Annotated in this window: 8 protein-coding genes; 1 reads left to right on the top strand and 7 read right to left on the bottom strand. The window is 70.3% G+C overall.

Annotated elements, in window-relative coordinates; all coding sequences use genetic code 11:
• Positions 1-25: 25 nt before the first annotated feature.
• Both WMF19_RS15660 and WMF19_RS15655 read right to left on the bottom strand, forming a co-directional pair.
• Positions 26-1,654 carry an FG-GAP repeat domain-containing protein gene (locus tag WMF19_RS15660; protein ID WP_437899831.1) on the bottom strand — a complete coding sequence of 543 codons (1,629 nt, stop codon included), beginning with the start codon at positions 1,652-1,654 and terminating at the stop codon, positions 26-28.
• 20 nt (positions 1,655-1,674) lie between these two features.
• Complete coding sequence (locus tag WMF19_RS15655; RefSeq protein ID WP_437899830.1) at positions 1,675-3,783, bottom strand: hybrid sensor histidine kinase/response regulator; 2,109 nt, start codon at positions 3,781-3,783, stop codon at positions 1,675-1,677.
• A 184-nt stretch (positions 3,784-3,967) separates the two neighbouring features.
• Here WMF19_RS15655 and WMF19_RS15650 point away from each other — a divergent pair, with 184 nt between their 5' ends.
• The gene (locus tag WMF19_RS15650; RefSeq protein WP_437899829.1) at positions 3,968-5,881 is read left to right on the top strand and encodes a PAS domain S-box protein; all 1,914 of its coding nucleotides are present in this window, start codon (positions 3,968-3,970) and stop codon (positions 5,879-5,881) included.
• A gap of 8 nt (positions 5,882-5,889) precedes the next feature.
• Here the strand turns inward: WMF19_RS15650 and WMF19_RS15645 are convergent, their stop codons facing one another.
• The 5 genes from WMF19_RS15645 to WMF19_RS15625 form a co-directional block, all read right to left on the bottom strand.
• Positions 5,890-6,387, bottom strand: a complete 498-nt coding sequence (locus WMF19_RS15645; protein WP_437899828.1) for a response regulator — start codon at positions 6,385-6,387, stop codon at positions 5,890-5,892.
• 14 nt (positions 6,388-6,401) lie between these two features.
• Positions 6,402-11,834: a trifunctional serine/threonine-protein kinase/ATP-binding protein/sensor histidine kinase gene (locus WMF19_RS15640; protein WP_437899827.1), complete on the bottom strand. Its 5,433-nt coding sequence runs from the start codon at positions 11,832-11,834 to the stop codon at positions 6,402-6,404.
• 345 nt (positions 11,835-12,179) lie between these two features.
• Positions 12,180-12,806, bottom strand: a complete 627-nt coding sequence (locus WMF19_RS15635; protein ID WP_437899826.1) for a hypothetical protein — start codon at positions 12,804-12,806, stop codon at positions 12,180-12,182.
• Positions 12,807-12,901: 95 nt separating this feature from the next.
• Positions 12,902-13,705, bottom strand: a complete 804-nt coding sequence (locus WMF19_RS15630) for a helix-turn-helix domain-containing protein (RefSeq protein WP_437899825.1) — start codon at positions 13,703-13,705, stop codon at positions 12,902-12,904.
• A 57-nt stretch (positions 13,706-13,762) separates the two neighbouring features.
• The gene (locus WMF19_RS15625) at positions 13,763-15,370 is read right to left on the bottom strand and encodes a reverse transcriptase family protein (protein WP_437899824.1); all 1,608 of its coding nucleotides are present in this window, start codon (positions 15,368-15,370) and stop codon (positions 13,763-13,765) included.
• Between the last annotated feature and the right edge of the window lie 238 nt (positions 15,371-15,608).

Genomic DNA, 15,608 nt, shown 5'->3' with positions numbered 1-15,608 from the left:
TCGCGCGCGCGGCGCCGCACGGCGTTCACCGGGGCGGCGTGTGATAGAAGATATAGCTCGACGTATCGCAGTTCGATACGACGATGTCCAGCTCGGTCGAGTAGGTGTAACGCACCTGCACCTCGTCGCCGGGCACGAGCCGCCGGGCGAAGGAGATCCAGCTCCCCCCGGGGAGCGAGGCGACGTCGCGCGGCGCGACGAGCGCGCCATTGCGACGGATCTCGTCGATCTGCTCGATGACCTGGCGAGAGAGCGTGACGACGGCTCGTTCGCGCTGGATGCGAAACGTCTCCGTCGCTGTCCGCAATGCCTCGCGGCCCAGGTCGGCGAGGGCGATGGTCTCTTGCACGGTGCTCGTCGCGGACACCCAGACGGGCTCCGGGCTGAAACCGCCGCCCTGGCCGAGGTAGATCTGCATCGGCGCGCCCAGCGATTTCGGCGGCGGCGCAGGACCCCAGCGGCCCGCGATCACATCCAGCACGCCATCGCCGCTCACGTCGGCCAGCGCGACGCCTGCCCCCCAGCCGAGGCTCGCCGACCGCCAAGTCGGACCCGGATCGAGCTGCGGCGCATAGGCCTCGAAGCGGGTCGAGCTGGCGCTCGCCGCGCCCACGCCAGCGCCGGCCGCATCTCCGCCCGTACCCGCCGCGCCCGCGCCCGCCGCGCCCGCCGCCGGCGCGGCGGACACGCTCGGCGCGCGCGCGCCGCCCGACTGGCCGATGCTCGCGCCATAGTCGCTGTACGAGACGACGAGCCCGGTGGAGGCCCCGAGTCGCCCCGCGTCCAGGAACATCGGGTATCGGATCGCCTGGTTCGCCGTCCAGCCCGGCTCCCGCGGGAGCGAGATGACGCCACGATCGCGCAGCACGGCGCGGAAGATCGGGACGCCCGGCATCGCGACGGCGAGATCCAGGAGGCCGTCCTGATCGATGTCGGCGAACTCCATGCCGAAGCTGTGGTCGACCCTGGCGCTCTTCCAGACCGGCAGCGAGGACAGCACGCCATCGACGTTCTCGTAGATCCGCGCAGGGCCCGGCGCGACGCCCTCCTCGAACGCGACGGAGGCCGCGAGATCCAGATCCCCGTCGCCGTCCATGTCGCCCAGCGCGCAGCCGACGCTCGAGTAGCTGTCTCCGCTGCGGTAGCTCGGCGACCGCTCGAGCGCCCCGCCGCGATTGCGATAGACCTTGACGTGCCCCTGCTTCACATCCTGAGGAGGCATGGGGCCGACGCTCACCGCGACGTCGATCCGGCCATCGCGATCGATGTCCCCCACCGCGAGCCCGGTGTTGTACTCGAGATCCCGCGACGACCAGCTGGGCTGCTCAGGGAACCGGCCGGTCCCGTCGTTGTAGTAAACGACGACGGGCTTCGCCGCGAGGTCGTTGCCGTTCGCGATGATGATGTCCTTGAACCCGTCGCCGTCGATGTCGGCCAACCCCATCCCCATCGAGTCCGCGCCCTCATCGGCGGACCGCCAGCCCGGCTCCGTCCGGTACGGCAGGCGCCTCGGGGCGACGGGCGTCGCCGCCTGCGATTGCGTCGGCTCGGGCGGCGGCGCGCGGCCTGCCCCCGTGGCGCAGCCCGACGGCGAGAAGAGCGCGAGCCACAGGGCCGCGGTCGAGGTCGCAACGCTCGGGCTCTTCCGCGCCACGGACCGGAGGATAGACCAGCTCAGCGCGAGAGCGGGCTCGCCGCGCTGCGCAGCTCGCGGCGCCCCGCCGACAGGGCCTCCATCAGCGCTGTGTCCTCGGCTGGCTTGACGAGGTGCTTGTCGAAGCCCGCCTCTCGCGATCTACGCCGGTCCTCGTCCTGACCATAGCCGCTCAGGGCGACGAGGCGCGTCGCGGCGAGGGACGGCTCGGCGCGGATGGCGCGGGCCACGTCGTAGCCGTCCATTCCGCCCGGCAAACCGAGGTCGCACAGGACCACATCCGGAGGGCGCGTCCGGGCCGCCGTCAGGCCGGTCGGGCCGTCGAACGCCGTCTCCACGTCGTAGCCGCTCAGGGTCAAGAGCATCTCCAGGCTCTCGGCCGCGTCGTGGTTGTCCTCGATCACGAGGACGCGAACCCCCTGGCGGCTGGCCTCCTCCCCGTCGGAGGCGGCCGACAGGTCCCGGGCGACCGGCGCCGCGAGCGGCAGCCGCAGCGTGAACATCGAGCCGCGGCCGGGCCCCTCGCTGTGAGCGGCCACCGTCCCGCCGTGGAGCTCGACGAGCCCCTTCACCAGCGCAAGGCCGAGCCCGAGCCCGCCCTTGCTCCGGGCGAGCCCCTGATCCGCCTGGCTGAACGGGTCGAAGATGCGCGAGAGCAGCCCCGAATCCATCCCGACGCCGTTGTCCTCGACCGTGATGACGGCCTGTCCAGACACGCCCCCGTCGCCCCCGGGCGCCCGAGGACGAGGTTCCGCCTCGACGCGCACCCACACGCGCCCGCCCCCGCTCGCGCCCGCGTCGGTGAACTTGCCGGCGTTCTGCAGCAGATTGCCCAGCATCTGCGCCAGCCGGGTGTCGTCACCCTCCACCCAGAGCGGCTCGTCCGGCGCGCTCACGCGGAGCGCCACGCCGTCGGCCTCGAGGTTCGCCCGGTAATCCTCGGCGGTCTGGCGGACGATGCCGACGAGATCGCAGCGCGCCTTGCGGAGCTGGATCCGGCCGCGGGCGATGCGAGAGATGTCGAGCAGGTCGTCGATCAGCCGGACCATGTGCGTGACCTGGCGATCGATCACGTCCCGCGCTCGCCGCTGCACGGGATCCGCCGTGCCGACCCTCCGGAGCATCGCGACGGCCGTGCGGACGGGCGCGAGGGGGTTGCGCAGCTCGTGGGCGAGCATGGCCAGGAACTCGTCCTTCCGCCGGTCCGCGTCCCGCAGCGCCTGCTCTGCCAGCTTGAGATCGTGGATGTTGATCGCGATCCCGAACCAGCGGACGATCCGGCCCGAGGCGTCGAGGATGGGCCGCCCGCGCACCTTGAACCACTGGTATCCGCCGTCGCGCCACCGGATACGGTACTCCAGGTCATACGGAGCGAGCCCCCCGACCGCGGCGCGCCACGAGGCGAAGACCCGCTCCCGATCGTCCGGGTGCAGGACCTCGAGCCACCGGTCGCCGAACTGCCGCTCGGCGGGCACGCCGGTGAACTCGACCCATTGCTCGCTGAAGAACTCGCAATAGCCGTCGGGCCGGGTCGCCCACACCATGCCCGGGATCGATTCGAGGGTCTGACGGTGAAAGAGCTCGCTCTCGCGCAGGGCGGCCTCGGCCCGGTGGCGCTCGGTCAGATCCAGCATCGAGCCGATCATGCGGGTGGGCGCGCCGCTCGCGCTCCGGCCGATGTAGCCGCGGTCGAGGAAGGGCGCGTACGAGCCGTCGCTCTTGCGAAAGCGGTACTCGTCGGTCCAGCTCTCCCCGTTGCCTTCGACCGCCGCGCGGATCCCCTCGGATACCCGCGCCCTGTCCTCGGGGTGGATGCGGTCGTACCAGCCCTCGGGGCCGTCGCCGAGCTCCTCCGGCGTGCAGCCGAAATGCTGGACGACCGCTCCGTTCCAGTAGACCCGGTTCGTCTCCAGATCCCAGTCCCAGATCACGTCGTTCGTGGCGCGGTTCAGGAGGCGATACTGCTCCTCGCTTCGCCGGACGGCCGCCTCGGCCTCCAGCCGGGCGGCTTCTGCGCTGGCCGCCCGATCGCGGGCCTCGCTCTCCCGCAGCGCCACCTCGGCCTGCCCGGCCGCGGTGGCGCCCTCGGTGCGCTGGTCGCCGGTCCCGTCCACCCGTGTGCTCCGCATCCTCGTCCTCGCCCGGAGGTTTGCGTAGTGGCGCGCGCGGGGTTTCGCCACCCGCCGGCGCGCTCGTCGCGCCGAGAAACGACGCCGGAGACCTCGGCAATGCGGGGCCCGCGCGGGCCCCGCCAGCCGACGCGACCTCGTCCGTGCGGTTGCGCGCGCGACCTGTGGTAACAATGCATAGAGCGTGGCTGCGCTGGGGAAATCCGCCGAAGAAGGCGCCGCCGACGCGCTCAAGCGACAGCTGGCCGAGCTCGGCGGCGCCGAGGCGCTGCTGCAGGCGGTCCTGGACAGCGCATCCGAGTGCATCCTGGTGATCTCCCCGGAGGGCACCATCCTGCTCTCCGGCCGCGCGCTGCCGAAGGCGACCTCGACGAGCCTCCTGCGGACGAGCATCTACGAGCACATCGCGCCGGAGACGCGCGAGGCGGCCCGCTCCTGCGTCGAGCGCGTCGTGCGGTCGGGGGCGCCCGACAGCTTCGAGTGCACGATCCCCGGCGAGCACGGCCAGGCGGCGCGCTATGAGGCGAGGGTCAGCCCCATCCTGCGCGGCGGCCGCGTCACCACCCTGCTCATGATCTGCGCCGACGTCACGGAGCGCAGGGCGACGGAAGCGGCGCTCCAGAGGAGCGAGGAGCGCTATCGTTCGGTGATCGCCGCCCTCGACGAGGGGATCGTCCTCCAGGACGCGAGCGGCGCGATCCAGGCCTGCAATGCGAGCGCCGAGCGCATCCTCGGGCTCACGTCCGCGGAGATGGCGGGCCGGGAGAGCCGCGATCCCCGCTGGAGGGCCGTCCACGAGGACGGCTCTGCGTTCAACGGCGACCTGCACCCGGCCATCGTGACGCTCCGCACAGGGGAGCCGCAGAAGAACGTGATCATGGGGGTCCACCGACCGGAGGGCGAGATGGCGTGGATCTCCATCAACTCGCAGCCGTTGCTCCGCGCGAGCGAGTCCATCCCGTACGCGGTGGTCACGTCGTTCCACGACATCACGGAGCGCAAGCGCTCCGAGGAGGAGCTGAGGAGGAGCGAGGAGCGCTTCCGCGCCACCTTCAACCAGGCCGCGGTCGGCATCGGCCAGGCGTCGATCGAGGGCCGGTGGATCCGGCTGAACGAGAAGTTCTGCGATCTCGTGGGTTACTCCCACGCAGAGATGACCAACCTCACGTTCCAGCAGATCACGTATCCACCGGATCTACCCACCGATCTCGAGAACCTGCGCCGCATCGTGTCGGGGGAGGTCGAGACGGTCTCGCGGGAGAAGCGTTATGTCCGCAAGGGCGGCGAGCCGGTCTGGGCGAAGGTCACGGTCTCGCTGGTCCGTCACGCCACCGGGGCGCCTGCCTACTTCGTCGTCATCGCGGAGGACATCACCGACCGGAAGCACGTCGAGGAGACGCGCCGGGAGTTCTTGACCATCGCGTCGCACGAGCTCAAGACGCCCCTCACCCCGGTGATGCTCCGGGTGCAGGCGCTCCTTCGCATGTACCGGAGGGCCGGCGGGGCGCCGCCGTCCGCCGAGGAGGTGATCCCGAAGCTCGAGGCCGTGGAGGCGCTGCTCGACAGGCTGCACCGCCTCGTCGAGGAGCTGCTCGACATCTCGCAGATCACGGCGGCGCCGATGACCGTGGCGCCGAGGGAGGTCGACCTCAGCGCGCTCCTCCGGGACATCCTGAGCGGACACGCGGCGCTGCTCCGGCGCGCTGCCTGTCCCGTCACCGTCGACGCGCCGAGCGCCCTCAGCGGGCACTGGGACCCGGTGCGGCTCGAGCAGATCATCACCAACCTGCTCTCCAACGCGTCCAAGTACGGCGCCGGCAAGCCCGTCGACGTGGCGCTCGAGGCGTCCGGCGACATGGCGCGCCTCACCGTCCGCGACCGCGGGATCGGCATCGCGGCGGCCGATCACGAGCGGATCTTCCGCTGCTTTCAGCGGGCGACGACGTCGCGCCATTACAGCGGGTTCGGGCTGGGGCTCTGGATCGTGCGCGAGGCGGCGGAGGCGATGGGCGGCGCGGTCCGCGTGGAGAGCCGCCTAGGCGAGGGCGCGATGTTCACGGTCGAGCTGCCGCGCGCGCGGCGGCACGCCGGCCGCTGAGCCACTGATCAGCTCGCGTCCGGGGGCATGATCCCGCGCACGAGCTTCTGCGCGCTCGCCATGCTGGAGACCACGCTGTAATGCTGGACGGCCTTCTCGACCGCCGCCATGAGCCCCGACACGTCGCCATTCTTGTCGAAATAGCCGAACGCCTTGTGGGTCGAGAGCAGGTCTTGCTTCTCCAGGATGTCCTGGAACGCGGTGTAGAAGATGATCGGCACCTTCGGGAACAGCGCCTTGATCTTCAGGTAGGCAGTGAGCCCGTCGATGCCCGGCATGCGGATATCCAGGATGACCAGGCTGACCATCTCCGTCATGGCGGCGATGCCCTCCTGCGCGCTCGCGTACAGCCGCACGTCGTAATCATGCCGCATGGTGAACGCGAGCGCAGACCGCATCCGCGGGTCGTCGTCGATCACGACCACGATCGGCCGCTCTTTGTGAGGCTCCTCCGGCGCCTCGTCCGAAGCTTCGCGGAAGCGCCTGGTGAATTTCGCCGATGCCATCTTGGCGCCTCCTTTCAATTCCCGGAGAGGTTGAGATCGTTCCAGCCGACGGGCCCGCCGGCCTGCTGCGGCCGCTCGTGGGGCGCCGCCCGCGGAAGCCGGACGACGAACGTCGTCCCGCGCTCGGCGGCGCTCTCGACGTCGATCGTCCCGCGGTACATCGCGACGAGGCGGGAGACGAAGCTGAGCCCCAGGCCCACGCCGGTCGTCGGCTTCGTCGAGAAGAACGGCTGGAAAATCTTCGAGAGGTCCTCGGACGAGATCCCGTCCGCGTTATCGCTGATGGTGATGACGTGGAGCTCCCCCTCGTCGACCGTCTCGACCCGCATCCGCCGGCCGCGGTCATCGCCGACAAGGAGCAGCGCGTCGCGCGCGTTCAGGACGATGTTGCTCACGATGGAGTCGAAGTGCGACTCGTACCCGACGACCGCCGAGCCGCCCCGGAGATCGAGCTCGACCGATACGCCCTGGCGCGCGAACTCGTCGCGGTGCCGCGCCGCGACGGACTCGATGACGCGGCGCAGGCTCACGACCTCGTCGCCGGCGAGCGCGACGCCGAGCTTCGAGTACTCCAGGATCCTGTTCGTGACGCTCAGCGCGCGCTCCGTGCAGTCGCCCACCATGCGGAGCACGCTGTCGAGCGTCTCCTCGGCCTCCTCGATGTCGCCCAGATAGGCGATGGCGGCCTTGATCTTTCCCTCCGGAATGTCGCCCTTGAGCAAGTCGAAGAGCTCGCCGAGCCGGGCTGCGTTCTTCGCGCACAGCGTCTCGCCGCCCTGGGTCACGGACTCGAGCACCATGGCGGCTCCGGAGAGGGCGTTGCGCATCTCGTGCGCGAAGCCGCCCGCCATCTGGTTCTCGACCGCCTCCCGCTCCAGGCGGACGATCGTCGCGTGGGCCTGCTGGAGCTCCGCCGTGCGCTCGCGGACCTTCTGCTCCACGCCCGTGTAGAGCTTCGCGTTCTCGATGGAGATCGCCATCTGCGAGGACAGCATCGAGAGGAGCTCCAGCCGATCCTGGGTGAACGTCCCGGTCGCCGTGTTGTTCTCGAGGTAGATGGCGCCGTAAAGGTCGTTATGGTGGACGATGGGCGTGCACAGGACCGACCTTGGACAGCGCTGCGCGACGTAGTCGTCGCGCTGGAACTGCCGGTCCGTCGAGGCGTCGGAGAGGACGACGCACTGGCCCGTCCGCGCGACGTACTGCACGACCGCGGCCCAGACGAGCGGGCGATCGTGCGCCGCGGCCTTGTCGAGGGGCAGCCCCGGGAAGCGCGTGTCGTCGCGGCCGTCCGTCCAGTCGACCTCGGCCTCGATCCGCAGGCCGTCGCTGTCCCGGAGGACGATGCAGCCGCGCTGGGCGCCGGCGTTCTCCATGGCGACCGACAGGAGCTTGGCGAGGAGCCTGTCGAGCACGATCTCCCCGGAGATCGCCTGCGCCGCCTTCAGGACCGTCCTTAGGTCGAGGCGCGATGCGCCGAGCGACGTCGTCGTGACGAACGTCCGGGAGGGCGCGATCTCCGAGGATCGCGGAGGGTGCGCCTCGCGCGCGACGAGCTGCGGATACCGCTCCTCCAGGTCCTGCGCCTTACGGACGGCGCCCCAGAGTCTGTAGTGGTAACTCGCGTCCGCGAGGTACACGCGCGCGAGCTTCTCTCTCCCCTGCGCGAGCCAGAACCGCCCCGCCAGCTCGCAGGCCACCGCGGCCTCGTTCACGTAGTCGTGCTCCGAGGCGGACGCGATGGCGCGGTCGTACAGGTCGAGGGCCTCGGCCGCGCGGCCGTCGAGCCGCGCGAGCTCGGCCTCCACGAGCAGGTACCGGTGCAGGAAGTTGCTTGCGCACGTCGCGGACAGCGCCTTGAGCTTCGCCTGGTTCTCCGACAGCTTCGCGCTGTAGCGCGCCTTGTCCTCCGGCGAGGCCGCCGGGTAGAGCGCGGTCATGGCAAGCGAGTAATAGAAGGTGTGCAGCGGCGTGAACACCTTGCCCGTGCTCGCGCCGAGGGTCGGCTCCGTCTCGGCAGCGTGCTTGTACGCGAGCTCGTATTCGCCAAACACGAAATAGAGCATGGCCTGCGCCGTATGAATGTAATTGACGGTGTTGAAGTTCTTTGTCGCGTAGAGGCCCGGGAGCGCCTGCTCGGCGTCGAAGAACTCTCCCTCGATCTTCGCCGCGCGCTCGGACCTGCCGGTGAGGTTCCGGATGACCTGCCGCCACACGCTGAGCTGGTTGATGACCTGCTCCTGCTTGAACCTGAACACCTCCTCGATGTACCTGTCGAACATCGACTCGAGGTCCATGAGGTTCTGCCCGGAGACGGCGCCGCAGACGAAGGCGTTGATCAGGCAGTACGCGGCGCTCTCGGCGTCGCCGTTCTCCGCGTAGCTCAGGTATCCTTCGATGAGCGGCGCCTGGCTCTCGCGGGCCGGACGGTAGAAGTGCCGCGAGAGCCCGTAATAGAAGTTGTAGACGCTCGCCTTGTAGAACGGCTCGTCCCTGCGCCGGTGCACCGCGATGGCCAGCTCGCCGAACTGGGATCCCGTCGCGATGTCGCCAACGCCGGCGTTGACGAGCACGCTGAACGCCGCGAACGCATAGGACGAGAGCGGCGACTCGCCGTGATCCATCGTCAGGTCGAGCGCGCGGCAGATGAAGAGCCCGAGCATCTCCGGCGCGGCGAAGTAAGACGCATGGATCGCGCGCCGGAGGATCACGAGCGCGGCCTGCTTCGGGGCCTCCGTCATCGGGCCGAGCCGGCCGAGGCGCTCGAGGCCGATCTCGGCGACCTGCTTCGTCGTCTTCGTGTAGGCGTCGAGGAAGTCCTGCATGCCGGGGCTCGCCGGGAACGTCTCTCCGAGCTGCGCGAGCGCCTCCACGGCGATGTCCACGGCCTTCCGGAACTCCGCCTGGGTGTGGTGATAGAGGATCAGGAGCTCGTAGAGCTTGCTCCTGTGGATGACGTCGTGGATCTCGCACAGGGCGGCGTCGACGAGCTCCTTCATCGCGCCCCAGTCGGCGTTCATGCACGCCGCCTCGGCCGCGCCGACGTGGAGCGCGCTCATCAGCGCAGGATCGCCCTGCCAGGCGCTCGCGGGCAGGAGCGAGAGGCCTCGGGCGAAGTAGCCGCGCGCCGCGTCGAAGGCGGCGGAGAGCAGCGCGCGCCGGCCCGCGAGGAGGTTCAGCTCCGCGAGGCGCCGCTGCTCCGCGGCGTCGCTCAGCAGGTCGGCGCCGCGGTTCAGGTGGTAGACGACGTCGAAGACCTTCTCCTCGGGGGCGCGCCCGCCCAGGCTCCGCAGGAGGAGCCGGCCGATGTCGGCGTGGAGGCCGCTGCGCTCGTGGTCCTCGATCATGGCGTACGCGGCCTGCTGGACGCGATCGTGGAGGAACCTGTAGTCCGGGAAGACGAGCGGCGCGGCGAGATCGTCGGGAGCCGCGGACTCCATCGGGGAGAGCGGGACGATGAGGCCCTCCTGCAGCGCGGGCACGAGGTGCCGGTAGGCATCGCCGCGCGTCTCCTCGCGGATGACGGCGAGCCTGCCCAGGTCGAAGCGGTTGCCGAGGCAGGACGCCGACATGAGCGCTCGCTGCGTGTCCTCGGGGAGCTCCCGGAGCTTGCCGATCATCAGGTCGACGACGTTGTCCGTGATGTTCCTGGACTCGATGTGCTCGACGTCCCACGTCCACGCCGCGAGCCCGGCGTCGTGCCGCAGGCACCCGGTGTGGTGCAGCGTGCGGAGGAACTCGTTGACGAAGAACGGGTTGCCGCCCGTCTTCCGCGCGACCAGCGCGGCGAGCGGCATGACCGCCGCGGCGTCCGCGCGCAGCGCGTCCGCGAGCATCCGGCAGACCATCTCGGTGCCGAGCGGCCCCGGAGAGATCTCGCGCACCCGACCGACCGCCCCTTCCCGTCGCAGCGCGGCGATCGCGGCCGAGAGCGGGTGCGCGGCCCCGACCTCGTTGTCGCGGTAGGCGCCGATCACGAGCAGGCCGCGCAGCTTCGCGTCCGTCATCAAGAGCTCGATGACCCTGAGGGACGCCGCGTCGGCCCACTGCAGGTCGTCGAGGAAGATGGCCAGCGGGCGCTCGGCGTCGCAGAACACGCGGACGAAGTTCTGGAGGACGCGCACGAAGCGGTTCTGGGACTCGGCGGGCCCGAGCGCCGGGACGGCCGGCTGGTCGCCCACGATGCGCTCGATCTCGGGGATCACGTCGACGAGGACCTGCCCGTTCACCCCGAGCGCGGCCTTGATCTTCGAGCGCCACAGCGCGAACTGCGCCTCGGGCTCGGCGACGATCTGCCGCACCAGGTCGCGGAACGCGCTGGTGATCGCTGTGTACGGGGTGCTTCGCTGGAGCTGGTCGTACTTGCCCGCGACGAAGTACCCGCGCGCCTCGGTGATGGGCTTGTACAGCTCGTGCGCCAGCGCGGACTTGCCGATCCCCGAGTATCCTGCGATGAGCATCAGCTCGGCGCTGCCCCGCGCTGCGCGATCGAACGCCTCGAGCAGCGCCTGCACCTCGCGCTCGCGCCCGTAGAGCTGCTGCGGGATGCGAAGCTCGCCGGAGGCGTCGGCGCGGCCCAGCGGGAACGGGGCGATCTCGCCCGTGGCCGCGAGGCGCCGCTCGCACTCCTCCAGATCGTGGAGGAGGCCCGCCGCGCTCTGGTAACGGCCCTCGGCCGCCTTCGCCATGAGCTTCATCACGAGGTCCGACAGGACCTCCGGCACGCTCGGACAGCGCGCGCGCGGCGGGGCGGGCTCGCGCGCGACGTGGCAGTGGACGAGCTCCATGGCGTCCGTCGCGCTGAAGGGCGGCGCGCCCGTGAGGAGCTCGTAGAAGGTGGCTCCGAGCGAGTAGAAATCGGTGCGATGGTCGAGCGACCGGTTCATGCGACCGGTCTGCTCGGGAGAGATGTAGGCGAGGGTCCCCTCGAGCACCGCGGGGCTCTTGATCGAGAGCTCTTCCCGTGAAAGCCGCGTCGAGATGCCGAAGTCGATGATCTTGGCGGCGCCCGTCTCGCGGTTAAATACGATATTGGACGGATTGATATCCTTGTGTATGATTCCGCTTCTGTGCACTTCGTGAAGGGCGCGCGTGATCTGGATCGCAAGCCGGACGAAGTCCGCGGCGTCGAACGGGCGGCGCTCAAGGTGGTGGATGTGGTGGAGGTGGTGCGCCAGCGAGCGGCCGCCGAAATCCTCGAGGACGAGGAGGAGCCCGTTCTCGTATTTGCACAGGTCGAGCGCCCGGACGACGCCCGGCACATCCAGGTCGCGGAGCACCGCATATTCATGCCGGTAGCGCGTGAGCTCCGTCTGGCTGGGATAGTCCGAGCGCAGCAGCTTGAGGATCACGGCGCGCCCGTCTCCGGCGCGCTGGCCCCGGTAGACGCGGGAGCTGCCGCTCTCGTAGATCTTGTCGGTCGCTTGATAACCCGAGATCGTCAGCATCACTCCCCTTGACGTCAGACGTGCTCTGGCGCGGTCAGGCCCGGTCGACAGCCCACGGCGTGGCATGCCCCCGCCACGAATGTGTCCTGGATAGTAACACGAAGACGCTTCGAGGCTGGACGAATCTCGCTGGACGGCGTGGGCGGATGTCTGTCGTTGATGCCTGTTCTGGTCCAAGGTGCCACCTTGGGAGCCGGGCCTGCGAGGTCTCCGGACAGGCAGCAGGGATCAGCGGGCGACGACGCCTGGCTCACTGCCAGGGCTCCGACCACCGCTCTTCACACGCAAGGCGGCGCCTCGGGTCTCTGTCATGACGTGATCCCGAATTTCTGGCTCGCGGGGGGCTCAGTGGCGTAGCTCCCTGATGCCGCACGGGAAGTGCACGGTCGTGTCGTACTCGCAGGTGATGCGAGCAGGGTACTCATCGCTGCCGACGAACGTCGTCACGGCCGTGAGCTTCTCCGCGGCGGAGGGCGGCGGAGTTGCCTCCTCCGGACAGTCGACGGGCGCGGCGGGGAGCCCGGTGCTCGCGTTTGCGTCGGCGACAAGGATGATCTGGCCGTAGAGGGTTCCCTCGGCGTCGCAGCTCAGCAAATAGCTCGTGGACGAGGTGGCGGGGCCCTCATCCGGTGCCTGCTCGGGGCGCGTCGCGTCGATGAGCATGGACGCCCGCGTGCCCCACCAGATGCAGGGCGTGATGCCCTCGGCTTCCGTAGCTCGGTACCAGCACACGACGCGCGCCTGAATGGCCACCCGGGTTCGAGCTTCCGAGTCGACGCTCGTTCCGGTGTGCGGCACCGCGGAGTCCACGCGCGCCTGGACCTCGCGCGCCGACGGGCACATCTGATCGGCGCGCAGCGTGACGGCCGTCGGGACCGGGGCAGAGCACTCCTCGGTCCAGGCGCACGCGGGGAGCAGGATCGCGACAAGGAGCAGGGCCGCCGCAACGAGGGGCCGTTCCGTGGGCTTCATGGGAGGACCGTTGCACGACGGGCGCCACCCCACGTCCACGGGAATGCCAAACAGGTTCGTCGGCGCGCCAATCGGCGCGAGCGCGCCGCTCGATCTCAGATCCCTCGCCGGCGCGCGCGAAACGTACTCGGGGCCTCCCCGCGTCGGCGGCGGAACAGGTCGCTGAAGTGCTGGGACGACGCACAGCCCACCTCGATCGCGATCTGGGTGACGGGCGCGTCGCTCCGGAGGAGCAACCGCTCGGCCACGCGAACCCGGGCTTCCTGGGCCTCTTCGATGAATGACGTCCTGTGCTCGCCGAGCCTCCGCTGCAACGTTCGCGAGCTGACGCCCATCGTGCGCGCCGCCGAGGCGAGAGAATGGGTCGCGAGGTTCGCTTCGAGGTACTGCCGCAGCTCACGCAGAGGCTCGGAGATGCCGCTCGCGGTGACGATCGCGAGGCGCAGGGCCTCGGCGGACTCCCGCGGGCGTGGGTGCTCGAGGTGGGAGAACGCCGAGATGAGATCGTCGCAGAACGAGACCGGGAACGGGGAACCGACGATATCGAAGAAGCCGCTGGCGATGGCGCCGTTCAGGCCGGTCGAGCGGATCATCGCTGTTCGGGTGACGACGTGCGCGAGGCGATCGGCGTGCTGCATGACGTAGGCGGCGAGGACCTCGAAGCCTTCCTGGCTCAGAGCGTCGACGTTCGCGACATCGACGACGGCCGCGTGGGGCTCGCGATCGAGCTCGAGCTCGAGGACGTGGACCAAGGCGCGGAGATCCTGCGGGGCTGGCGTGCCCCAGAGGGCGTAGCCGAAGACGGTCCAGTCGATGGCAAAGTACAGCCAGTGGCGGCCGGCGACGTAGCTTCCCGCGGGGTGCGCGCGAAAGTCGTCGAGGCTCCGGGCGACCAGCATCGGGCCATTTTACCCTTCTTTCTTCGATCTGCGTCACCCGCGACAGCTTTTGACCCCTCACCCCGTGAGCGCGTCGAAAGCCGCGAGCAGCGGCGCCGCCCGCTCGCGATCGATCATCTGCACATAGGCGATCCTGCCGCGCAGGTGCGCCTCGAAGTCCGGCACACCCTGGCGGTTCTGGGCGGCTAGGCCGGTCTTCTTCGCCGCGTGGAGGATCGCGCGCAGGCGGCGCACCTCCTCGCGCGGGGCAGAGGGCTTGTCGTTGACCACGACGCCCGTCACCACCTGCCGGCCGCCGGCGCGCTGGATACGGCCCTTGTCGGGATTGATGGCGAAGCCCTCCTCCTCGACGATGTGGCGGACGCGGGCCAGCAGCATCGCGATGTCGCCGCGCTTGCCCGGGGGTGCAGAGAAGGTGAGGTCGTCCGCATACCGCGTGTACGTGAAGCCCGCGCGGGCGCACATGCCGGCGAGGCGGCGATCGAGCTTCCGCGCGACCTGGTTCGAGATCGCCGGGCTCGTGCAGGCGCCCTGCGGCAGCGCGCGATCGCCGACCGCGACCCAGTAGCGCTGCCCGTCGTACTCGACCGGCCGCCGCGGCGGCTCGGTGCAGAGCAGGGCGAGGAGCGTGGCCACCGCCGGGGAGTAGCCGAGCCGATGGAAGACGCCGCGCACCCGCGGGAACGTGATGGTCGGGAAGAAATCGGACAGATCGAGGTTCACGACAACGTCGCGGCGCGTGTGCGGGCGCGCGTTGGTGACCGTGGAGCGGCCCTTCACGAAGCCGTGCGCGGGCGCCTCGACGGGCAGCTTCTCCAAAATCTCGCGCAGGACCCACGCCTGCGCCGCGGCCAGCGAGGCGTGGGGCGCAGCGAGCTGCCTCGTCCCGCCCGAGCGCTTCGGGACGTCGAAGTACACATAGTGAGGGCGCTCGACGGCCTCGCCATGAAAGCAGAGCCAGCGCAGCCGCGGGACGGGGACGCCGAGGGCAGCGGCCAGGTCGGCCGGGGTGGACAGCACGGGCAGCCCGCGCTCGACGAGCGACTCGACGTGCGAGCGCCGGTCCGCGAGGCCCGCCGAGACATCGGTGCCAAGGAAAATGATGTCCTCGGCCCGGCGGCGGGCCACCGCCTCGGCGCGCTGCCGCTTGCGCTCGGCGCTCCGGCGCCGCTTCTCCTCCTTGCGGGCGAGCCTCTCGCGCTTGAGCCGCTCGATCGCCTCGTCGGCCGAGCGCGCCGCGGCCGCGCCGGCGAGCGACGCGGCGTCCTTGTGCCTGAGCCAGAGATCACCGATGCGGTGGATCTCGGCGATCTGCGCCTCGGTGAGCAGGCCGCGCAGGATGAGGCCCCGATCGATCAGGGCGGTGCGCTCGTCGCTCTGCGGCGGGATCGTGTCCACTCGGCCGATCCAGGCCGTCATGCGCGGGTTGATCTTGAGCGCGCGCTTGCGCAGCTCGTCCGCGGAGAGGCCGAGGATCCCGCCGGCGGCGTAGGGGTCCGCGGGGCGCGGCTTCGCGCCCGCCGCCGCGGCGCGGGCGGCCGGCTGCGCGGCGGCCGCGGGCCCGGCCTGCGCCCCCTGGGCCTGCTCGGCCCCACCCGGCGCTCGCTCGCCCTGCTCGGCCCCGCCCAGGCCGAGCATCGACTTCAGCTTGTCCCAGAAGCCCATTCGACCGTTCCTGTGGACAGCACCCGGTCCAGCCCTCCAAGGAGGCCCGCCCGCCCGACTACTTGCTCGTGACCACGCCCGATCACCCAGGCGCCGGGCAGCTGTGCGGTTCCAGGACCGTCAGGTCCCTCTGAGTGGAACCGCACAGCTGCTAAAGGCGCCCAAAGAACATCGGGTGTGGGGATGCATGGAAGAGCAATCTCCACCGCGGCGGAGCGCCGCAGCATGTTGGGCTCGA

Origin of the sequence: Sorangium sp. So ce124, from assembly GCF_051525235.1 — a bacterium.
Classification (GTDB): Bacteria; Myxococcota_A; Polyangia; order Polyangiales; family Polyangiaceae; genus Sorangium; species Sorangium atrum.
Note: the sequence above shows the minus strand (reverse complement) of the source record. Positions and strands in the feature narration are given on the sequence as shown.

What these genes read in the sequence shown, in the direction of transcription:
- WMF19_RS15630 (WP_437899825.1), bottom strand. Translation starts at nt 13,705, where the DNA reads ATGCTGGTCGCCCGGAGCCTCGACGACTTTCGCGCGCACCCCGCGGGA.
- WMF19_RS15635 (WP_437899826.1), bottom strand. Translation starts at nt 12,806, where the DNA reads ATGAAGCCCACGGAACGGCCCCTCGTTGCGGCGGCCCTGCTCCTTGTC.
- WMF19_RS15655 (WP_437899830.1), bottom strand. Translation starts at nt 3,783, where the DNA reads ATGCGGAGCACACGGGTGGACGGGACCGGCGACCAGCGCACCGAGGGC.
- WMF19_RS15640 (WP_437899827.1), bottom strand. Translation starts at nt 11,834, where the DNA reads ATGCTGACGATCTCGGGTTATCAAGCGACCGACAAGATCTACGAGAGC.
- WMF19_RS15625 (WP_437899824.1), bottom strand. Translation starts at nt 15,370, where the DNA reads ATGGGCTTCTGGGACAAGCTGAAGTCGATGCTCGGCCTGGGCGGGGCC.
- WMF19_RS15645 (WP_437899828.1), bottom strand. Translation starts at nt 6,387, where the DNA reads ATGGCATCGGCGAAATTCACCAGGCGCTTCCGCGAAGCTTCGGACGAG.